The following is a 19,902-nucleotide window of genomic DNA, read 5'->3' on the forward strand; positions in this document are numbered from 1 at the left end:
AGGATTTTCTGCACTAAAAACAATGCTCAAGTATAAATGCGAAAACGCAGGCGTATTGTTTGAAGAAGTCCAAGAAGCCTATACCACCCAAATCTGTTCGTGCTGCGGTGAGATCACCTCAAGTAGTACAAGGTAGGACAGATCTTGGAATAAGAGAATGGGAGTGCATGAGCTGTGGTACAGCTCATGATCGAGATATAATCAGCTCTAAACATTCTTGCGCTTGGGCATAAGCGTCTAGCTGTAGGAATCACCCTTTTTAAGGGGGTGAGGATGTCAATGAATCCAACTACCTTGTCTATAGTTGATTTTAAGCACAGCCTCAACTTTTTATTGAGGCTCTATTCCAAAAACACTGATTTTTCAAAGCGTCTGAATTGCTTAGCATAGAGCCAATTCTTCAGCGAGTTTCGCCATGATTTGGTTCGTCATCACAGTTTTTGCAATCGCAGGTCTAATTAAAGGCACGATTGGGTTAGGCCTGCCTGCGGTATCGATGGGCTTACTTACCATGGTGATCAGTCCATTTCAGGCAGCCACGTTATTGATCATTCCATCTATGGTCACCAACTTTTGGCAACTATTTGCCGAAGGGCAGGTGCTGCGACTAATTCAACGCTTTTGGCCCTTGTTACTTGGGATTATCGTCGGTTCAATTTGGAGTATTTTTCCAACTTTAGGACATGGTGAATTTAAAAGTGAAGCTTTACTGGGGGGCATGTTGGCACTATACGGACTGTATGGGCTTTGTGCGAAAAGCTTACCGAACTTTGCACCACATGAAAAATGGCTATCTCCAATGATCGGTTATCTCGGTGGAGCGCTGACTGTTGCAACAGGTGTCGTGGTAATCCCTGTGGTGCCATATTTGCAAGGTTTGCAGCTCAAACGCGATGATCTCGTTCAGTCACTCGGTTTGGCCTTTACCACATCAACTATTTGTTTGGCAGTGTTCTTACAGCAAAATCCAGTGGAAGATCTTCCGATTGATTATGCGATGTCAGCCATGGCACTAATTCCAGCGCTCATTGGTATGTGGGCAGGGAAAAAAATCCGTTACCGCATTCCAGAACAAAAATTCCGTAAGGTGTTTTTTATCGGGTTGATTGCCCTCGGTGGCTATATGATGCTGCACCAGTTTGGCGTGATTTAAAGCCTAGACTTGGCCATCTAAAGTAGATTTTTCTGACAGTAGAAACTGACTAAAATGCTGATAATTTAAGGGTAAATCATCAAAATTACGTGCGGTGAGGAGCAGTTTTCGATTGGCCCATTCACCGCTGAGCTCAACTTGGGCAAAGGCATACAAACTGATTAATCGTTCGGCCGCACGTTTTGGCATGATGGCAATGCCCACACCATTCGCCACCACTTGGGCGATCGCGGCAAAGTTCGGCAAACGTAGCCGATACTGAATTTCACAGCCGAATAATTTGGCTTGTGCCTCGATCGATTGTTGCAAGGAATGATATTGCATCAAACCGACAAAGGGATAATTTAAAATCTCTGCGGGTTTGACGCTAGGTGTGGTGGCCAATTCATGGGTTATAGGGCAGATCAGCACCAACGGATCATCTGCAAACTCAAGTGTTTGTAGTTGTTCAGATTTAAAGAAACCTGAAATTAGCCCCAGTTGTGCATTACCTTGCTCTATCGCTGCAATGATGTCTTTAGACTCGGCTTCATGCAGCTCAATTTGTGTGTTGGGATTTTCCAGTAAATAACGTGGTAGCAAGACCGGTAAATATTCACTTTGTGCAGATGAATTACACCATAAGGTCATATTGGAACTCAGCCCATGGGCAAAGGGTCGCATAGCGTGTTCTAATTGTTGCCCCTCACCTAAGACGCGCTGTGCATGTTCAACCAAGGTTTGACCGGCAAGGGTCAGTTTGACCCCTTTGGCTTGGCGAGTGAACAGGGCGGTGCGGTAATGCTGTTCGAGTTTTTTAATCCGTTCACTGGCTGCTTGTAGCGAGATGGCAGAACGAGCAGCGCCTTTGGTCAGACTACCGCCGTCTACAATGTGCAGTACCAATTGAAGGTCGAACAAATCCAGTCGCATACGGTGTATTCCTTGGCTAATGCCTTATCTTACCGAAAGAGTAGCTATAAAAAAAAGCGACCTTTCGGCCGCTTTTCAATTGAATGTTGTATTCTTTTTTTAATGCCTTGGGGGCTTATTCTGATTTATCGCCCAAGCTAAAGAACCAGTTCAAAATCAGCGCTGCAAATGTTGCAGTACCAATACCGCCTAGGTTGAAGTTACCGAATTGAAGTGCAAAGTCACCTGTACCTAAAATAATCGTGACTGCTGCCACCATCAGGTTTTTGTTTTTTGAGAAATCGACTTTGTTTTCAATCCAAATTTTCGCACCTGCAATGGTAATTAGACCAAATACAACAATCGATGCACCTGTCAAAATGGCTTGCGGAATGGTATGAATAATCGCACCAAACTTTGGAGAAAGACCAAGGAAGATGGCGAATACACCTGCAAATACAAACACGATGGTCGAGTAAACACGCGTTACTGCCATCACACCAATATTTTCGCCATAAGTGGTCATACCCGGACCGCCGACACCGCCTGAAAGTGTAGTCGCAACACCATCTGCAACGAAGGCTTTACCAATGTGCGGATCGAGGTTTTCACCTGTCATCGCGCCCACAGCTTTGATATGCCCAAGGTTTTCTGCAACCAAAATCAAAGCAATCGGTGCAATGATCAGCATGGCATTGAAATCAAAAACAGGCGAATGGAATTGAGGAACACCAAACCAAGCGGCTTGTTGCACTGGCAAGAAATTGATTGGCGTGCCATGACCCATGACATTGGAAATGATGTAATACACCAAATATGCCAGTAATAGACCGACCAATAGCAATAAGCGTTGTAATAAGCCCTTCGTGAATACAGCAATTGAACCCATACATAGTACAGTTACTAAAGCCATCCACATATTAAAGTTATTACCGGCAACCCCTTTAATGGTCACTGGGGCAAGGTTGAGACCAATGATCATCACCACTGCACCTGTAACGACAGGCGGCATGAGTTTTTCAATCCAACGTGTACCCGTTGCCATCACGATAAAACCAAAAATGGCATATAAGATACCGCAGGCCATGATCCCGCCTGCTGCCATCGCGATATTGGCATTTGGCGCGCCAGTACCTGATGCTGCATAACCGGTTGCCGCGATCACCACACCAATAAAGGCAAAACTAGAACCTAAATAACTTGGTACACGACCACCTGTCATAAAGAAGAATAGGATGGTACAGATCCCCGACATTAAAATCGCAAGGTTGGCATCAAAGCCCATCAAAAATGGCGCAAGGACAGTTGCACCAAACATTGCAAAAGCATGTTGTATCCCCAATACAACACTTTGCACCGGAGGTAGGTACTCATTTGTACCTACAGGACGTGCATCAATATTGCCTTCGTACGGGCGCCATTTGGGAAACCAATTGGACATAAAATGAGCACTCAATAGATAAATTGTGCACATCATACTCTTGTTTTTTAGAAGATTTAATCTCTTTTAAAAATATTTTGTTCAAATTAATTACATGACTTTACATGTAAATTTACCAAATGGTAAAAGTTTTAAGGGTGTAAAAATGGCATTAAATCATGCAATTAATCAAATAGGATAAGAGTCAATACTTCATAAATTTTTCTTATTTTATATATTCCAAAATGAATTAAAACTAATATGACTGATCGAAAAAAAAGCACACAGTTCTGTGTGCTTTTTGAAAACTTGGAAGATTTAGCCTGTGTTACGCAAACCTGCCGCAATACCCGCGATGCTGACCATCAACGCATGGTCGACTGGGGTATTTTCAGCTTGACGCTCGGCAAGGTATGCACGGCGGCGTTTCATTAGCTCGGCTTGTAGTAAATGTAGCGGCAATAAATAAGGCTTACGCACCTTCATGGATTGGTCGAGCACATCGTTACTGCTGAGTAATTTCGATTCACCTTTGAGTGCTAATAGCGTTTGTACCGCATCACGTAAACGCTGACGTAACTCTTCGCCCAACTGTTTGAGGTCTGCGTCATCAGTCAGATGAGACTCATAATACAGCGCCACATGACCATCGGCTTTGGACAAGACCATTTCCAACATATCAATCAGGGTTTGGAAATACGGCCATTGCTCTAACATTTCTTCGAGTGTCTGCTTTTGACCTTGATCAATCACTTGATTAATCGCAGCACCAGTACCGAGCCAAGCAGGAAGCATCAAACGGATTTGCGTCCATGCGAACACCCAAGGAATCGCACGTAATGACTCAATGCCACCGCTGACTTTACGTTTGGCTGGGCGTGAGCCGAGCGGTAACATTTGTAGTTCCAGTTCTGGCGTTACAGTCCGTAGGTATTTTACAAAATGCGGATTTTCACGCACGGTTTGACGATACACCTGTACCGACAGATCCGTCATGCTGTGCATGAGCTTGCGCCATTCCTGTTTCGGTTCAGGCGGTGGTAATAAGGTCGCTTCTAAGGTCGCTGCGGTGTAAATTTCCAGGTTTTGTAAGGCAATGCCTTCTAATCCAAACTTGAAGCGAATCATTTCCCCTTGTTCAGTGACACGGATCGCACCTGAAATTGAACCCGGCGGCTGTGAAAATAGGGCTTGCTGTGTCGGCGCTCCACCACGGCTGATTGAACCGCCACGGCCATGGAATAATGTCAGTTGTACATCATGTTTTTTCGCAACCGCGGTTAATTCTTCCTGCGCACGATACTGCGCCCAGTTTGCCGACATAAAGCCCGCATCCTTGGCTGAGTCTGAATAGCCAATCATCACTTCGTGTTTACCCTGAATATGCTGCTTATACCAATGCATATTAAATAGGGTATTCATGGTACGGGCTGCACCATCCAAATCTTTTAAGGTTTCAAACAGTGGAACGACGCGTAGCGCTTGTTTGATGCCGGCTTCTTTTTGCAGTAACAATACGGCCAAGACATCACTCGGATGTTCTGCCATGGAAATAATATAAGCCCCTAAACTTTCAGGTGGCTGTTCTGCCAAAGTGCGCATGGTCGCAAAGACTTCTTGTACATCTGGATGTTCAATCAGGCTTTGTTTTGGCTCATTTAAAAACTTCGGTAACAGTGGACGTTTGCTTTGGAGTTCCTGAATCAAGAAGTTTTGACGGGCTTGCTCCGTCCATGTTTCAAAATTGCCTAAACCTAAATATTCGGTAATGGCAGAAATGGCTTGGCGATGACGTGTGGATTCCTGACGAATATCTAATTTGAGTAATTCGATACCGAAACAATTCACTCGATGAATAAAGTCGAGTAACTGACCATTGGCAATTTCAGGTAAACCGCTGTCAATCAGAGAGCGATAGCAAACCAACAGTGGATCAAGCAACTCATGGCGGCTTTTAATGACTTGGCTATCGTCCGCATCTTCGCCACGGAGTTTCAGTGCCAACCAGTGACGAGTGGCTTTGAGGCGTTCACGTGCATCACGTAGATATTCACGATACGGTTCAGGGTGGAAATGACCCAAGGCATCACTAAGCTCTTTGCTGCATTCTTGAATCGAAAGTTCCCAGCGCAGGTCTTCGATATCGCGTAAATACAGGTCGGCAGCTTTCCAACGTGAAAGCCACAGCACTTCTTGAGTAATGTTATGGGTGACGTTTGGGTTGCCATCACGGTCACCTCCCATCCATGATGCAAAGCGCACAGGGGCAACATTTAAAGGCAAGGTCTTGCCACAATGATCTTGAACCATGCCATCCAATTCACGCATGAATTTGGGTACAGCATTCCACAGGGTCTGTTCAATGGTCGTGAAGCCCCATTTGGCTTCGTCGACAGGCGTCGGGCGATGTTGACGAATTTCATCCGTTTGCCATGCCGAGCAAATCAGTTGTTTTAAATCATCCAGTACGGCTTTGCGTTCGCGTGGCGTAAGTTTTTGTTGATCCATTTTAAACAGGCAATCATTAATCCCATCATATTTTTGGATCAAGGTACGGCGGCTAACTTCGGTTGGATGTGCAGTCAGTACCAATTCAATTTTTAATTCACAAATTTGTTGGAACAGTTGTTCTGCGCTGATGTTATTGCTTTTAAATTTTTCAAATAAATGATCCAGTGGATTCGGTGAGGGCGCTTGCTCATCAAACTCACTTTGGCGACGGCTGCGCACCACATTGTATTGTTCGGCAATATTGGCAAAGTTGAGAAAGTGCGTAAATGCACGGGTCAGTGGCAGAATTTCTTCATCTTTTAAATTTAAAAATAATTGTTCTAACTGTTTTTCGGCTTCAACTTGTCCATCGCGCGCGCCTTTAGACAAAGCACGAATTTGCTCTACCTGATTAAACAAATCTTGTCCTGCATGCTGCTTTAGGGTTTCACCCAATAAATTGCCCAGTAAGCGCACGTCTTCACGTAATGGAGCATCAATTTGTTGAATCATTTGTTATTTCTCCGCGTATTCCTGTCTCGACTATACCCCGAAAGTGCCGTGGCAAAAGGGGGTACAGACAAAAGTCGGATGACTTTTCTAGGTAAATGAGCAATAGCTATGCCATTTGTTTCAGTTTAGCGTTGAAATATTTCAGAAAATGCTTAGTTTTGCGTGCCGAGTTGATATTTCAGCATAAAGATGTCGATGGCAGAGTGAATAATGGCCTGCCGCTCTGCTGCTTCAGGTACTGGGCGCATGCCCAATAAGACTTCTTGATGGCGTAGTCCCATCAGTAGCGACACAATCAGTTCAGTTTGTCGGGCAGGATGATCCTGCTGAATGAAATTTAAAGCCGCTGCATCTTGAAAGAAATTTTCCCAAACCTGTCGCATTTTCAAATGTGAAGCACGATAAAATTGCTCGACCAAAGGGCTATGTTCAGCAGCTAATTCTAAAAGCAACAAATCGAGCTTAATGGCTTCTGGCAAATTGACGATGTTCAGGGCGAGTTCGCAGACTTCGTTTAACACCACAATAAAATTGCTGTCAGCTGTTAGTTCACGTGGACGGGTACTTAAGATGTGCTCGCATGTGTCTTCAATGGCGCAGGTAAATAAAGTCGCTTTGTCTTGAAAGTGGTTATACACCGTGAGTTTGGTCACGCCAGCATTTTGCGCAATTTGATTCATACTGGAGCCGTGATAGCCCATTTCTAAAAATAGCTGCTTTGCCGACTCTAAAATGCGTTGTCGTTTTTCTAAGTCTTTCGGGCGGCCGACGTTCATTTGCTGAAAAAATTCCAAAAAAGGCGAAAAGGTCATTGATTTCGGACAAATAATCTAATTAATGTACCGTATGGTTTATTAATTAAAAAATAATCAATCTAATTGAATAATATTCTGCCCTAAAAAATACTTTTTATTAAGAGCGAACTTCATGAGTACGATTAAGACCACAGTTGTCAGCATGATCATCGTTTGCAGTGTGACCTTATGGGGATGCAGCAAGGATAAAGCCCAAACTGAACAGGAAGTTCCATTTGTGATGGTGACTCAGCCGAGTGCAAGCCATTTTGAACAAAAAAGTTATGCAGGTGATGTGCAAGCCCGTCAGCAAACGGCATTGGCTTTTCGTGTCAGCGGACAAATTACCGAACGTTATGTTGAAGTTGGTGATCAAGTCCGAGTAGGGCAGGTCTTGGCAAAACTGGATGTCAAAGATGCACAATTACAACTCAATGCTGCGCAAGCACAGCTTGAAAGCGCACGTTCCGCAGCGCAAATTGCTGAAGATGAATTAAAGCGCTTCAAGCAATTGCTACCAGTCAATGCCGTGAGTCGCTCACAGTATGATGCAGTCGAAAATCAGTACAAAGCTGCGCAGTCCAATTTAAAACAAGCACAATCTAACTATGATGTCAGTCGTAATCAAACCGGTTATAACCAATTAATCGCCAATAAAAATGGTGTGATTACTGAGCGTAATATTGAAATTGGCCAAGTGATTTCAGCCGGTCAGCCCGCCTATCAGTTGGCGATTGCCGGTGAACGTGAGGTGGTGATTGGGGTGCCGGAACAAGCTGTAACCGATATTAAAGCCGGGCAGGATGCCTGGGTCACTTTATGGTCTAAACCACAGGAAAGATTTGCTGCGTATGTACGTGAAATTAGCCCTGCCGCAGATCAGTCGCGTACCTATAGCGTGAAAGTTGCACTGCGTGAGGGCAATAGCGCGATCCAATTGGGGCAAAGTGCTAGAGTCTTTTTAAATAAAGCACAGCACAACGTCATTCAAGTTCCGCTTTCGAGTGTGTCTGCCAGTGGTCAGCAGGCCTATGTGATGGTGGTGAATGCCGATCATACTGTGCGTAAAGTTCCGGTGACTTTGGGTGAATATGGCCGTGAAACCGTACCCGTATTGAGTGGTCTCAATCCAAATGATTATGTGGTGGTCGGCGGTGTGCATCTACTGCGTGAAAAACAAAAAATTAATCCGGTTGACCGTGAAAATCGTGCTGTCCAAATTTCTGGAGGCGCGAAATCATGAATTTTAACCTGTCAGAGTGGGCACTGAAAAATAAAGGCTTAATCCTCTATTTTATGATTTTACTGGGCATTATTGGCATCGTGTCGTATTCCAAATTGTCGCAGAGTGAAGACCCACCATTTACTTTTAAAGTCATGGTCATCCAAACTTATTGGCCTGGAGCAACAGCCAAAGAAGTTTCAATGCAGGTAACGGATCGCATTGAAAAGGAACTGATGACCACCGGGCAATATGAACGGATTATGGCCTATTCACGGCCGGGTGAGTCGATGGTGACATTTGTCGCTAAAGACAGCCTACGTTCACAGCAAGTTCCGGATGTTTGGTATACGGTACGTAAAAAGGTCAACGACATTAAACATCAATTGCCTTCTGGCGTGCAGGGACCATTTTTTAATGATGAGTTTGGCGATACCTTTGGCAATATTTATGTCTTGACCGGCAAAGACTTCGACTATGCCACCATGAAGGAATATGCCGACCGCTTACAACTGCAATTGCAACGGGTCAAAGATGTAGCCAAAGTGGATTTAATCGGGCTGCAAGACCAAAAAATTTGGATTGAAATTTCCAACACCAAAGCAACGCAGATGGGTGTGCCGATAACTGCCATTCAACAAGCCTTGCAGCAACAAAATACCGTAGCCAGTGCTGGATTCTTTGAAACCAACTCCGACCGTATTCAAGTTCGGGTCAGTGGCAATTTACAAAATATTGATGAACTGCGTCAGATGCCACTGTTGGTGAATGGTCGAACCATTCAACTGGGTGATGTAGCAGATGTCTATCGCGGTTTTAGTGATCCACCGCAACCGCGTATGCGTTTTATGGGTGAAAATGGTTTAGGTATTGCCGTGTCGATGCGAAAGGGTGGTGACATTCTGTCTCTGGGCAAAAATCTTGAAACCGAGTTTGCTCGCCTGCAAAAAACTTTGCCTTTGGGTATGGAGCTGAAAAAAGTTTCTGATCAACCAGTGGCAGTGAAACGCAGTGTCAATGAGTTTATGAAAGTCTTGGCTGAAGCGGTCATTATTGTTTTGTTGGTCAGCTTTTTCTCATTGGGTTTTCGTACCGGACTGGTGGTCGCATTTTCCATTCCTTTGGTACTGGCAATGACCTTTGCCGGCATGCAAATGTTTGATGTTGGGCTGCACAAAATTTCCTTAGGCGCACTGATTTTAGCGCTGGGACTTTTAGTGGATGACGCCATTATTGCGATCGAGATGATGGCGATTAAGATGGAGCAGGGCTATACCCGACTGCAAGCCGCTGGTCATGCATGGAGGACTACGGCTTTTCCAATGTTGACCGGAACCTTAATCACCGCAGCAGGTTTTTTACCCATTGCGACAGCGGCATCAAGCACCGGTGAATACACCCGTTCAATTTTCCAAGTAGTGACTATTGCGCTCATTGTATCGTGGTTTGCAGCGGTGCTGTTTGTACCATATTTGGGTGATAAATTATTGCCTGATTTCAATAAAGATCTAATTCAAAAAGCACCGTGGTATCAGCGTTTGTGGGCACGTTTGCGTAAGCAACCAGAACCTCAGCCAACAGTGCATCATGCGGGCGAACAGCACGATCCTTATCAAACTCAGTTTTACCAACGCTTTCGCGGTTGGGTCAATACCTGCGTGACTTATCGTAAAACTGTCATTGCTGCGACGGTCGGCATTTTTGTGTTATCCATTTTGATGTTTAAAACTGTGCCACAGCAGTTTTTTCCACCGTCGAATCGCGCTGAAATTTTGGTGGATTTAAAACTGGAAGAAGGTGCTTCGCTGAAAGCCACTGAAGCCGCAGTGAAAAAAGTCGAAGCGTTCCTCTCGAAAAAACAGGGGATTGATAACTTTGTTGCTTATGTCGGAACGGGGTCGCCGCGTTTTTATTTACCTTTAGATCAGCAATTGCCCCAAGCAAGTTTTGCACAGTTTGTGGTGTTGGCTTCCTCTTTGGATGATCGCAATGAAATCCGTGAGTCATTGGCAGAAGAAATTCGTAAATTACTGCCTGAAGTGCGCACTCGTGTGTCGTTATTGGAAAATGGTCCACCTGTGGGTTATCCATTGCAGTTCCGTGTCTCAGGGGAGGATCTGACTTTAGTACGTGAATGGGCGCAACGTGTTTCTGCAACAGTCAGTGAAAACCCAAACACCACCAATGTGCATTTAGATTGGGGTGAGCCGAGTAAAGTCATTCAGTTGGATATTGACCAAGACCGTGCACGGCAAATGGGTGTGTCGAGTTTAGATTTGGCGAATTTTCTTAACAGTTCGATCAGTGGCGCAGTGATTAACCAATATCGTGAAAAGCGTGAATTGATTGAAATACGTATGCGTGGCGATCAGGCAGAGCGATTGGATGTTGGTTCACTCAGTAGTTTGGCAGTACCGACCAGCAATGGCAGTTCAGTCCCATTGGCTCAAATTGCAAAAATTGAATATCGCTTTGAAGAAGGCTTGATATGGCATCGTAACCGTTTGCCAACCATTACGGTGCGTGGGGATATTCGCAGTAAATTACAGCCTGCTACAGTCGTTGGTGAGTTAAAAGAGCCATTTGATCAGTTACGTGCTGAGATGCCAAATGGTTATTTACTTGAAGTAGGCGGTACAGTTGAAGAATCGGCGCGAGGTCAAAACTCAGTGAATGCGGGCATGCCACTCTTCCTTGCAGTGGTCATGACTTTATTAATGATTCAGCTGCGTAGCATTTCACGCGCAGTGATTGTGTTTTTAACAGCGCCACTGGGTATTATTGGTGTAGTGCTGTTCCTATTATTGTTTAATAAACCTTTTGGTTTTGTGGCGATGCTGGGCACAATCGCGCTGTCAGGTATGATCATGCGAAATTCACTGATTTTAATTGATCAGATTGAGCAAGATATTCAGTCGGGGGAGTCTGCATGGGATGCCATTATTAATGCCACAGTGCGCCGTTGTCGTCCAATTGTGTTGACCGCTTTGGCTGCGGTACTGGCAATGATTCCACTTTCTCGTAGTATTTTCTTCGGGCCGATGGCAGTTGCCATTATGGGCGGTTTGATCGTGGCGACGCTGTTGACGCTCTTCTTTTTACCAGCATTGTATGCGCAGTGGTTTAAAGTGAAAAAAACTCAGCAGAATCCTTAAAACTGTCATAATATTGGGTGCGAAATATGGAATTTTTCTCTATAGTAGCGCCTGATCTACAAAGACATTTTTAAAAAGTAAAAAAGCCACAAATGCAGTTCGGTATATTGTGGTTTATGGGGTTGAAGAACAGATGACAGCAGACAATCTAGCCAAGTATCGCCATTATGTTGCGATTTCTTATGTCTTCATGTTTTTTGCCCTTTTCACACTGATTAGTGGTGTTTTTGCCTACTTTCTTGCACGTAAAGTCACTCAAATTGATTCTGCTGAAGTTTGGTTGCAAGCCCAAGCACTCTGGGTGATGCGTACGGTAGTCATTTATACCTGTATGGCTGTGTTTGCAGCACTTTGGTTTATTCCTTTATTTTTCTACTATTGGGATACTTACCTATGGGTAACCGCATGTACAGTTATTGGCGTGGTTTTTTCAGGCATCGCATTTCTATATTTGCTCAATGCTTGGATCCAAGGTCTTTCAAAATTCGTTAAAAACAAAGCGGTATTTTAAGCCGTTTAAATTTTTTTCCCACATTCCCCTTGAAAAAATGGTTTGATCCCCCAATTTCAGACCACAGTTAAGTATTAAATTGAATTCCGTGAGGAGCATCGCCAGACATGGCTAAACGTGATTATTATGAGGTTTTAGGCGTATCTAAAACCGCAGGTGATGATGAAATTAAAAAAGCCTACCGTAAGTTGGCGATGAAGTATCACCCTGACCGTAACCCAGACAACCCAGAAGCTGAAGAAAAATTCAAAGAAGCTGCAGAAGCTTATGAAGTTTTATCGGACAGCGAAAAGCGCAGTATGTATGACCGTATGGGGCATCAAGCGTTTGAAGGTGGTATGGGCGGTGGTGCAGGTGGCTTCGGCGGTGGCTTTAGCGCAGAAGACATTTACAGCCAATTTGGTGACATTTTCGGTGGCGCATTTGGTGGCGGTGGTGGCCGCGGTCAACAACGTGCACGTCGTGGTTCAGACCTTCGATACGTCATGGAATTGACCCTTGAAGAAGCGGTAAAAGGCGTTAAAAAAACCATTACCTTTACTGCTCCAGCACCGTGTGACGCATGTGATGGAAAGGGTTCAAAAAATCCGAAAGACGTTGAAACCTGTAAAACTTGTCATGGTGCGGGTCAAGTTCGCATGCAACAAGGTTTCTTCTCTGTACAGCAAACCTGTAGTACCTGTCGTGGTCAAGGCCAAATCATTAAGAACCCTTGTAACAAGTGTCATGGTTCAGGTGTTGCCGATCGTCAGCAAACTCTAGAAGTCACAATTCCTGCGGGTGTTGATAATGGCGACCGCGTACGTTTAAGTGGAAAAGGTGAAGCCATTCGTGATGGCCAATCTGGCGACTTATATGTAGAAGTGGTTGTTCGTGAGCACGAAATTTTCCAACGTGATGGTGCAGATCTGTATATGGATGTACCGGTTTCAATTGCAGATGCCGCTTTAGGTAAAGAAATTGAAATTCCAACTTTGGAAGGTCGTGTAAGTTTGAAAGTGCCTGAGGGTACACAAACGGGTAAATTATTCCGCTTACGTGGTAAAGGTGTGAAGCCTGTACGTACCAGCATGACGGGTGATTTACTGTGCCGTATTGTGGTCGAAACACCAGTGAATTTAACTGCACGTCAACGTGAGTTGTTAAAAGAACTGCAAGATACAATGGATGGCGATGACAACAAATCATCACCGAAGAAAAAATCATTCTTCGACCGTTTGTTTGACTAAGTTGAAATGAAATGGACAGTATGTAAAAACTGTCCTGATTCAAATAAAAAAGCCTGCTGAAAAGCAGGCTTTTTTATTGATCAAATTATTGGTGAGTAGCGGTTATAGGTGGAAGTAAATCTTCGTAAGGCATATCGATTTTATAAATAGTTTTTAAACGTTGTAGCTGATGGCGAGCTTCAGCTTCATAGCCATTAAAAGCCAATAAACGTGCATATTTAATGATGTGGTATTTGGCTGGATAACTACGCACCAATTTATCTGTTTCTTGTAGGGTTTGTGCCGAAACTTTTTGATATGGATTTAAGCGAATGATCGCAACACGATGTTTAAATTCAGTCAGTAAATAAATTGGCTCATGATTGGTGATCTTTTCAGGGCTCTTTTCATATTTAGAGGCTTGTCCTAACTGGATCGCTGCATTGGCATAGTCACGGTAAATCACAGTGATTAAAATGGCACCCACCATAAACACGATACGTATGAACCACGGTGATAATTGAAAAGCTGAAGTGTTCAGCTTACCAGCTTGCAAAATCCCGATAATAAAACCGATCGGTAACAGGAAGTAAGCGTAGTTTTGCGGAAATTCCAACATGGCATGAATGACAAATACGCCGACCATGAGTAGCCCAATGACCGACAAGGCAGACTTTGCCATTTTCTGGAGTTGGATGCCCCAATAAGCAAAATAAGCCAAAAATGGAATACCAATAATCGCGCCATTCCACAATAAAAAGTCTAAGATGAAATTGTGCGCACTACGCACCCAAACCGGGCCTGGTACAGTATCTGAAATGGCAACAAACGCCGTACTGGTTTGATGCCAACCATAACCAAACCAAGGCTGTGCAGCAACAGCATGGGCCATTTGTGTCCAAATTGCCAACCGCGACATATCTCCACCAGCACGCTGTGCAATATCACGACTTTCCTGAATATTCATGTCGGATAGTTGGATTATCATTTGGCTCAGCTTCGGCATCAATACAATCAGCGCGATAAAGCCAATAAACCACGCCAAGCTATAAAACCAACGTAAGCGAATAAAATCGCGATATTGTGCATAAGCCAAGTAAAGTAAAATACAGAGGCTTGCGACCCAAGAGGTACGTGATTGGCTTAAGGCAATACCAATTAAAATAGGTATGGCAGCAGCTACCAAGTAACGAGTCTTCACTTTGCCTTGCTCATATAGATATAAGCAAGCCAATAATGCCATCAGCAAGAAGGTCGCCATATTATTAGGTTGAGCAAAATTGGCAAAAGGACGAGTTGTACCACTGATTTTCATGACAAATGGTAAGAACGAATCGAAGTCTAACCACTGACAAATCGCTATCAGTCCGGTCAGAACACCAGTAGCCACAAAGGTATAACTTAAATAAAGGAATGTTTTCTCACGATCTACTGTAGTTCGAGACAAGCTAAAGCCCAAATTAACGCACAGCCAAAAGCTGAATACAAACAACATACACAGGAGTGCAATGCTGAAATAGTAGATTTGCCCTAACATCAGCTGCATCAACGGAACGGCAGCTAAAACCAACAAGGGTAAGGAAATTTTTGCGACATCTAGCTTTTGTTTGAAGAAGGTAGCAGCTAAAGCAAACAGTGCAAAAAAGGTATAAAGCTCACCCGTGTAGGTTGCCCAAGGACGGTAATGAATCGGAATTAGCCATGCCAATGCAATACATATAGCAGCACAAAGATACAGTAGGGTTTTCATGAAAATTCAGGATAAAAAGAACGCGCCTATCATACCGTGAAATTGAGCGAGCTTGGTGATGTAAGCGTCAAACAGACAGAAAAGCGATGGACATACAGTGCGCATAGTATTGACTGTAAAAGCATCAGGAAATTTGAACTTTTTATGAATTCTAACTTAGCCTGTGTATGGAGTTTTGCTATAGTAAGACCAATTTTGAATCAACATTAGGAAAATGTTATGTCAGCTTCTCCACGCATTGGTGTATTAGGTGCAGGCGGTCGTATGGGACGCATCTTAATTCAAGCAGTTCAACAAGCGGGCTATCAATTGGCTGCTGCAGTAGAACGTCCTGAAAGCAGCTTAATTGGTGCAGATGCTGGTGAGCTTGCTGGCATTGGTGCAGTGGGTGTGAAGGTTGTCGGTAACTTGGCTGATGTACTGAAAGACTGTGATGTGGTCATCGACTTTACTGCACCTGTTGCAACAGCACAGCATTTAAAATTATGCCGTGAAGCGGGTGTTGCAATTGTGATTGGTACGACGGGTATGAATGATGAGCAAAAAGCTTATCTAGATCAAACAGCAACAGAAACCCCAGTAGTCTATGCAGCGAACTATTCGGTCGGTGTAAACGTTTCGATTAAACTACTTGAACTTGCATCAAAAGTGTTTGGCGATACCGTGGATATTGAAGTGATTGAAGCCCATCATCGTCATAAAGTCGATGCTCCATCAGGTACAGCGTTAATGTGGGGCGAAGCCATTGCCGATACTTTAGGGCGTGACTTAAAACAAGATGCCGTGTATTGCCGCGAAGGTCATACTGGTCCACGTGAACGTCAAACTATTGGTTTCCAAACGATTCGTGGTGGTGACATTGTCGGTGAACATACTGCGATGTTTATTGCTGATGGTGAGCGTGTGGAAATTACCCATAAAGCGACCAATCGTATGAACTTTGCAGCCGGTGCTGTTCGTGCCGCAGCATGGGTTGTGGGTCGTGATGCACGTAAATATGACATGAAAGATGTATTGGGCTTTAACGATATTGAGGTATAAACCTCCGTTAAATTCCGTTATAACAACAAAATAAAATTAAAATAAGACGATCAATGGAATGAAAAAAGTCATATGTATGCTTTGTACTGTCGCAGTGACTGCGGCAGTACAAGCGAAACCAATGGACAATGCTAAACTGAGTATTCATAAAAACAATATTAAAGTTTGGACTTATCAAAATGAACAAAACCCAGTCATTCAATACAAAGCTGAAACCAGTTTTGATGTGCCGATGGAAAATGCGGTCAGTTTGGTTTTAGATGTGGAAAATGCAGTGAAATGGGTACCTTATATGGGTAGTGTAAAAGTACTGTCCCGAGATGACAAAAAAGGTGAATTTACGCTTTACATGGTTTTGGATTTTCCTTTTCCGTTAAAAGACCGTGACTTAGTTGTGCAGGGTAAAATACGCAAAGATGCACAGGGCAATATCAGTATTCATAACAAAGGCCTTAAAAAAGGCTATCCACTTAATCCCAATTATGTACGTTTAACTGAATATGAAGGTGATTGGACCTTCCAACGTTTAAGTAATCAAAAAGTGAAAGTATCGACTTCAGGATATGCGAATCCTGAAGGGTCGATTCCACTCAGCTTTGTGAATATGTTCGTACAGCAACAGCCCTATCAAATGCTGCAAAAAATGAAAGTGCAACTGGCAACTTATAAACCAATAGCACTTCATGACGTTTTAAAATAAAAGCTATCTTTGCAAATTCGGTCGTGATGTTTCAGCCAATGAAAAAGCAGTTAGCTGTTTAAGCTGTTGAGGTTCTGGTAGTTCAATACTTAGCAGTGTTTCTAACTGGTTGTCAGCTTTTTGTGGATCATGCAACTTAATTTGAATTTGGCGTGACGAGGTCTGTTGACAGGCAAAGCGTAACTTCGCTTGTTGGGGCGTCAAATTTAAGTTGTTACTGTGTTGAGCTGAATAGACATAGATTTTTTGCTGTAAATTACCAGCTGCTAAGGGCTGGATCTGTCTTAATTTATATTCATTCAGCTTTTGGGCATTGAGAAAGCCTTCAATCAATGCATTACAAACGAAATTTTGCTGCTGTTCTGCCACAGTTTGCGCATCTTGCTGACAGGCACTCAATAAAAATGTAGTGATGATAACGCTGCCCAAAGTAAATTTTGTAAGTTTGAAAGCCATACATCCTCCTCTGTATTTTTTGATTTTTAACTGAATAAACACAGCTTAAATCTGTTATTTTTATGGGTACAGATACAGAAAATATTAAAAATAGGGTACAGGTGGCATTTCAATATCAAAGCTTAGCGGCAAGCATGGCGCATAAAATATATAGCGGTGAACTTATCGCAGGGCAGCGCCTCAATTCGCTTCGTCAATTTGCTCAAAAGCAAGGTATTAGTTTGAATACCGCAAAAAATTGTTATGAGTTGCTCGAGGCACAAGGTCTGATTTATGCGCAAAATAAGGCAGGCTATTTTGTAAAATGGCAGCAGCTCGCTAACCCGTATGATCACTTAGCATTACCAGAGCATCCAGATTTTCAACCTGCATCGCGTGATGTGTCGCATTTAGAATTACAAATTCAGATTCAAGAAGATGCTATCAATAATCAATTGATTCATCTTGGTTCCATTCAGCTCTCACCAAATTTGATTCCTACTGAAGCCTTGCGTCGTTCTGTGCAGCGTGCGCTCAAACATTGTAAGCCCGAAGATTTTCTTTATAGTGATCGACAAGGACATCCAATACTGCGTGAAGCATTATCAGCGCATTGGGCTGAAGACGGTTTTCATATTGCAGCTGAACAAATCTATATCAGTAATGGCTGCATGCCCGCACTTTCGACGATTATTCAAACTATAACTGAACCTGGTGACAGCATTATTGTGCCGACACCGAATTATAATGGTCAGTTGCAATTGCTCGCTTTATTAGAACGTAAAATCATTGAAATACCTGCAGATAGTAATGGTTTTGATTTAGAACGTTTAGACCAAGCCATGCAACAACCCCATGCAAAAGCATGCTTATTGACAGCAAATTTTCAAAATCCTTTGGGTTTTTGTTTAAGTAATCAAGAGAAAGAAAAAATTGCACAATTGGCGGCGCAGTATCAATGCCCAGTGATTGAGGATGATATTTATGCCGAGTGCAGTCATGCGCAGCAGCGCCCTTTACCCATTCAATATTGGGATCAACACGGATATGTGGTGTATTGTGGTTCTGTCTCGAAATCGTTGTCACCTTCTTATCGGGTGGGCTGGTTTTGCCTACCGACGCGGCTTAAACATTTACATGCGCGGCTACTGATTCAAAATGTTTTAGTGAATACACCGCTGCAATTGGGTTTGGCCGATTTAATTTACAGTCGCGCTTATCGACAGCATTTAACGGCGTTAAGACCTAAACTGCATGAGCAAGTGCAGCAATATCGTGATTTTATTGCCCATGCATTTGAAGGTGTGGAGATCCGTTTAAATCAGCCACAGGGAAGTTATGCTCTCTGGTTGCAATTACCCGCGCAGATTGACAGTTGGGATCTGTATTGTTTTGCCCAGCAGCACGGTATTAACATTGTGCCGGGACTGTTGTTTGGTGGTGCAGATCGTTACCGTAACTGTATTCGCCTGAATGCAGGACATGAACTGTCTGAACAGATACAACAGGCGATCCAGTTATTGGCCAATTGGGTTAAAAAGACTTTAAAAATTTGATTTGAATAGCGTTAATCAAAATCAGCTTTAAGCACAACGCGATAACGCACTTGGCCTGAATGTAAGCGTTCAATGGCTTCATTCACTCGTGACATAGGGAACAGTTCAATCTGTGGCGCAATATTTTGACGTGCGGCAAATTTCAGAAGTTGACGCAGTGCGGCAGGCGATCCAGTTGAAGAACCGGTGACTGATTTAGCACCGCTAATCAACATGCCCGCAGGAATCTGCATTGGCTCTAGTGCAAGTCCGAGCATATGCACACTGCCATTTGGTGCGAGTGTAGATAGATAGGCTTGCCAGTCTAAAGTGACATTTACTGTACTTAAAATTAAATCAAACGTGCCACGATGTGCCTTAAGTGCAGCCGTGTCACGACTACTGAGCACATGGTCTGCACCCATGGTTTTGAGTTCGTCAGTTTTATCAAGACTTGAGGTAAATGCGGTAATTTCACAGCCCCATGCTTTCAATAACTTAATTGCCATATGACCTAAGCCGCCAATCCCAATTACTGCAACGTGATGAATGGCTTGAATTTGGTGCTGTAAAATTGGATCAAATACGGTAATGCCACCGCATAGGAGCGGGCCTGCACTCACAGGATCTAAATCATCAGGGAGGGGAATCACCCATTGCCAACCTGCACGGACTTTATCTGCAAAACCGCCTGCGTGTCCCACGATGGTTGCCGTTTTCCCACCCGTACATTGTACTTGCTGCCCTGATATGCATGGTTCACAGTGTTGACAGCTTTCAGCTGTCCAGCCAATGCCAACACGTTGACCCAGTTTTAGGCCTTTGGCTTCACTCCCAAGTTGTGTAATCGTTCCGATAATTTCGTGGCCTGGGATTGCAGGATAGACTGAGGATTTCCAGTCATTTTGGATAATTGAAACATCTGAATGACATAAACCACAGTACTCAACTTTGACTTCAACTTGATGGGCTTGTAGTTCGCCTGCATCAAATTGATAGGGAACCAATGTTTCGCCGGCATTCATTGCCGCAAAAGCACGAATTAAATTGTCACTCATTGTCCTTAGTCCTTATTAATCTATAA

Annotated in this window: 15 protein-coding genes and 1 pseudogene; 9 read left to right on the forward strand and 7 right to left on the reverse strand. The window is 43.6% G+C overall.

Annotation, left to right across the window (positions count from 1 at the left end):
• A pseudogene (locus FTV09_RS11685) lies at window positions 1-258 on the forward strand (zinc ribbon domain-containing protein); the annotation flags it as partial.
• A 157-nt stretch (window positions 259-415) separates the two neighbouring features.
• The gene (locus tag FTV09_RS11690; protein WP_180035048.1) at window positions 416-1,153 is read left to right on the forward strand and encodes a sulfite exporter TauE/SafE family protein; all 738 of its coding nucleotides are present in this window, start codon (window positions 416-418) and stop codon (window positions 1,151-1,153) included.
• Window positions 1,154-1,156: 3 nt separating this feature from the next.
• Here FTV09_RS11690 and FTV09_RS11695 read toward each other — a convergent pair whose 3' ends face one another.
• From FTV09_RS11695 to FTV09_RS11710, 4 genes are all read right to left on the reverse strand, one after another.
• The gene (locus tag FTV09_RS11695) at window positions 1,157-2,065 is read right to left on the reverse strand and encodes a LysR family transcriptional regulator (RefSeq protein WP_180022976.1); all 909 of its coding nucleotides are present in this window, start codon (window positions 2,063-2,065) and stop codon (window positions 1,157-1,159) included.
• Window positions 2,066-2,180: 115 nt separating this feature from the next.
• The gene (locus FTV09_RS11700) at window positions 2,181-3,485 is read right to left on the reverse strand and encodes a solute carrier family 23 protein (protein ID WP_180058404.1); all 1,305 of its coding nucleotides are present in this window, start codon (window positions 3,483-3,485) and stop codon (window positions 2,181-2,183) included.
• Window positions 3,486-3,782: 297 nt separating this feature from the next.
• A complete protein-coding gene (gene ppc, locus FTV09_RS11705; protein ID WP_180058405.1) occupies window positions 3,783-6,467 on the reverse strand; it encodes a phosphoenolpyruvate carboxylase in 2,685 nt (894 codons plus the stop codon).
• Window positions 6,468-6,619: 152 nt separating this feature from the next.
• The gene (locus FTV09_RS11710; RefSeq protein ID WP_150923049.1) at window positions 6,620-7,243 is read right to left on the reverse strand and encodes a TetR/AcrR family transcriptional regulator; all 624 of its coding nucleotides are present in this window, start codon (window positions 7,241-7,243) and stop codon (window positions 6,620-6,622) included.
• A gap of 151 nt (window positions 7,244-7,394) precedes the next feature.
• Between FTV09_RS11710 and FTV09_RS11715 the strand changes: the two genes are divergently transcribed.
• The 4 genes from FTV09_RS11715 (at window position 7,395) to dnaJ (ending at window position 13,378) form a co-directional block, all read left to right on the forward strand.
• Window positions 7,395-8,504, forward strand: coding sequence for an efflux RND transporter periplasmic adaptor subunit (locus tag FTV09_RS11715; RefSeq protein ID WP_180058406.1), 1,110 nt, complete (start codon window positions 7,395-7,397; stop codon window positions 8,502-8,504).
• Entirely contained in the window at window positions 8,501-11,638 is a 3,138-nt protein-coding gene (locus FTV09_RS11720; RefSeq protein ID WP_180058407.1) for an efflux RND transporter permease subunit, read from the forward strand. Before FTV09_RS11715 ends, FTV09_RS11720 begins: the two co-directional genes overlap by 4 nt.
• A 133-nt stretch (window positions 11,639-11,771) precedes the next feature.
• On the forward strand, window positions 11,772-12,149 hold the full coding sequence (locus FTV09_RS11725) for a hypothetical protein (RefSeq protein WP_180058408.1): 378 nt from the start codon (window positions 11,772-11,774) through the stop codon (window positions 12,147-12,149).
• A 107-nt stretch (window positions 12,150-12,256) separates the two neighbouring features.
• On the forward strand, window positions 12,257-13,378 hold the full coding sequence (gene dnaJ / locus FTV09_RS11730) for a molecular chaperone DnaJ (protein ID WP_180058409.1): 1,122 nt from the start codon (window positions 12,257-12,259) through the stop codon (window positions 13,376-13,378).
• Window positions 13,379-13,463: 85 nt separating this feature from the next.
• Here dnaJ and FTV09_RS11735 read toward each other — a convergent pair whose 3' ends face one another.
• A complete protein-coding gene (locus FTV09_RS11735) occupies window positions 13,464-15,107 on the reverse strand; it encodes a PglL family O-oligosaccharyltransferase (protein ID WP_180058410.1) in 1,644 nt (547 codons plus the stop codon).
• A 219-nt stretch (window positions 15,108-15,326) separates the two neighbouring features.
• Here FTV09_RS11735 and dapB point away from each other — a divergent pair, with 219 nt between their 5' ends.
• Entirely contained in the window at window positions 15,327-16,148 is an 822-nt protein-coding gene (gene dapB, locus FTV09_RS11740; RefSeq protein ID WP_180058411.1) for a 4-hydroxy-tetrahydrodipicolinate reductase, read from the forward strand.
• A 58-nt stretch (window positions 16,149-16,206) separates the two neighbouring features.
• The gene (locus tag FTV09_RS11745; protein ID WP_180058412.1) at window positions 16,207-16,848 is read left to right on the forward strand and encodes an START domain-containing protein; all 642 of its coding nucleotides are present in this window, start codon (window positions 16,207-16,209) and stop codon (window positions 16,846-16,848) included.
• A gap of 3 nt (window positions 16,849-16,851) precedes the next feature.
• Here FTV09_RS11745 and FTV09_RS11750 read toward each other — a convergent pair whose 3' ends face one another.
• The gene (locus FTV09_RS11750) at window positions 16,852-17,304 is read right to left on the reverse strand and encodes a hypothetical protein (RefSeq protein ID WP_257222887.1); all 453 of its coding nucleotides are present in this window, start codon (window positions 17,302-17,304) and stop codon (window positions 16,852-16,854) included.
• Window positions 17,305-17,405: 101 nt separating this feature from the next.
• Here FTV09_RS11750 and FTV09_RS11755 point away from each other — a divergent pair, with 101 nt between their 5' ends.
• Entirely contained in the window at window positions 17,406-18,839 is a 1,434-nt protein-coding gene (locus FTV09_RS11755) for a PLP-dependent aminotransferase family protein (protein ID WP_180058413.1), read from the forward strand.
• An 11-nt stretch (window positions 18,840-18,850) separates the two neighbouring features.
• On the opposite strand, the gene FTV09_RS11760 is transcribed toward FTV09_RS11755, so the two are convergent.
• Complete coding sequence (locus FTV09_RS11760) at window positions 18,851-19,876, reverse strand: NAD(P)-dependent alcohol dehydrogenase (protein ID WP_180058414.1); 1,026 nt, start codon at window positions 19,874-19,876, stop codon at window positions 18,851-18,853.
• Window positions 19,877-19,902: the final 26 nt, after the last annotated feature.

It is taken from the genome of Acinetobacter sp. YH12227 (assembly GCF_013417785.1).
In the GTDB taxonomy this organism is placed as follows: Bacteria; Pseudomonadota; Gammaproteobacteria; order Pseudomonadales; family Moraxellaceae; genus Acinetobacter; species Acinetobacter gandensis.

What these genes read in the sequence shown, in the direction of transcription:
- FTV09_RS11725 (WP_180058408.1), top strand. Translation starts at nt 11,772, where the DNA reads ATGACAGCAGACAATCTAGCCAAGTATCGCCATTATGTTGCGATTTCT.
- FTV09_RS11715 (WP_180058406.1), top strand. Translation starts at nt 7,395, where the DNA reads ATGAGTACGATTAAGACCACAGTTGTCAGCATGATCATCGTTTGCAGT.
- FTV09_RS11695 (WP_180022976.1), bottom strand. Translation starts at nt 2,065, where the DNA reads ATGCGACTGGATTTGTTCGACCTTCAATTGGTACTGCACATTGTAGAC.
- FTV09_RS11710 (WP_150923049.1), bottom strand. Translation starts at nt 7,243, where the DNA reads ATGAACGTCGGCCGCCCGAAAGACTTAGAAAAACGACAACGCATTTTA.
- ppc (WP_180058405.1), bottom strand. Translation starts at nt 6,467, where the DNA reads ATGATTCAACAAATTGATGCTCCATTACGTGAAGACGTGCGCTTACTG.
- FTV09_RS11745 (WP_180058412.1), top strand. Translation starts at nt 16,207, where the DNA reads ATGAAAAAAGTCATATGTATGCTTTGTACTGTCGCAGTGACTGCGGCA.
- dapB (WP_180058411.1), top strand. Translation starts at nt 15,327, where the DNA reads ATGTCAGCTTCTCCACGCATTGGTGTATTAGGTGCAGGCGGTCGTATG.
- FTV09_RS11750 (WP_257222887.1), bottom strand. Translation starts at nt 17,304, where the DNA reads ATGGCTTTCAAACTTACAAAATTTACTTTGGGCAGCGTTATCATCACT.
- FTV09_RS11735 (WP_180058410.1), bottom strand. Translation starts at nt 15,107, where the DNA reads ATGAAAACCCTACTGTATCTTTGTGCTGCTATATGTATTGCATTGGCA.
- dnaJ (WP_180058409.1), top strand. Translation starts at nt 12,257, where the DNA reads ATGGCTAAACGTGATTATTATGAGGTTTTAGGCGTATCTAAAACCGCA.
- FTV09_RS11760 (WP_180058414.1), bottom strand. Translation starts at nt 19,876, where the DNA reads ATGAGTGACAATTTAATTCGTGCTTTTGCGGCAATGAATGCCGGCGAA.
- FTV09_RS11690 (WP_180035048.1), top strand. Translation starts at nt 416, where the DNA reads ATGATTTGGTTCGTCATCACAGTTTTTGCAATCGCAGGTCTAATTAAA.
- FTV09_RS11700 (WP_180058404.1), bottom strand. Translation starts at nt 3,485, where the DNA reads ATGTCCAATTGGTTTCCCAAATGGCGCCCGTACGAAGGCAATATTGAT.
- FTV09_RS11720 (WP_180058407.1), top strand. Translation starts at nt 8,501, where the DNA reads ATGAATTTTAACCTGTCAGAGTGGGCACTGAAAAATAAAGGCTTAATC.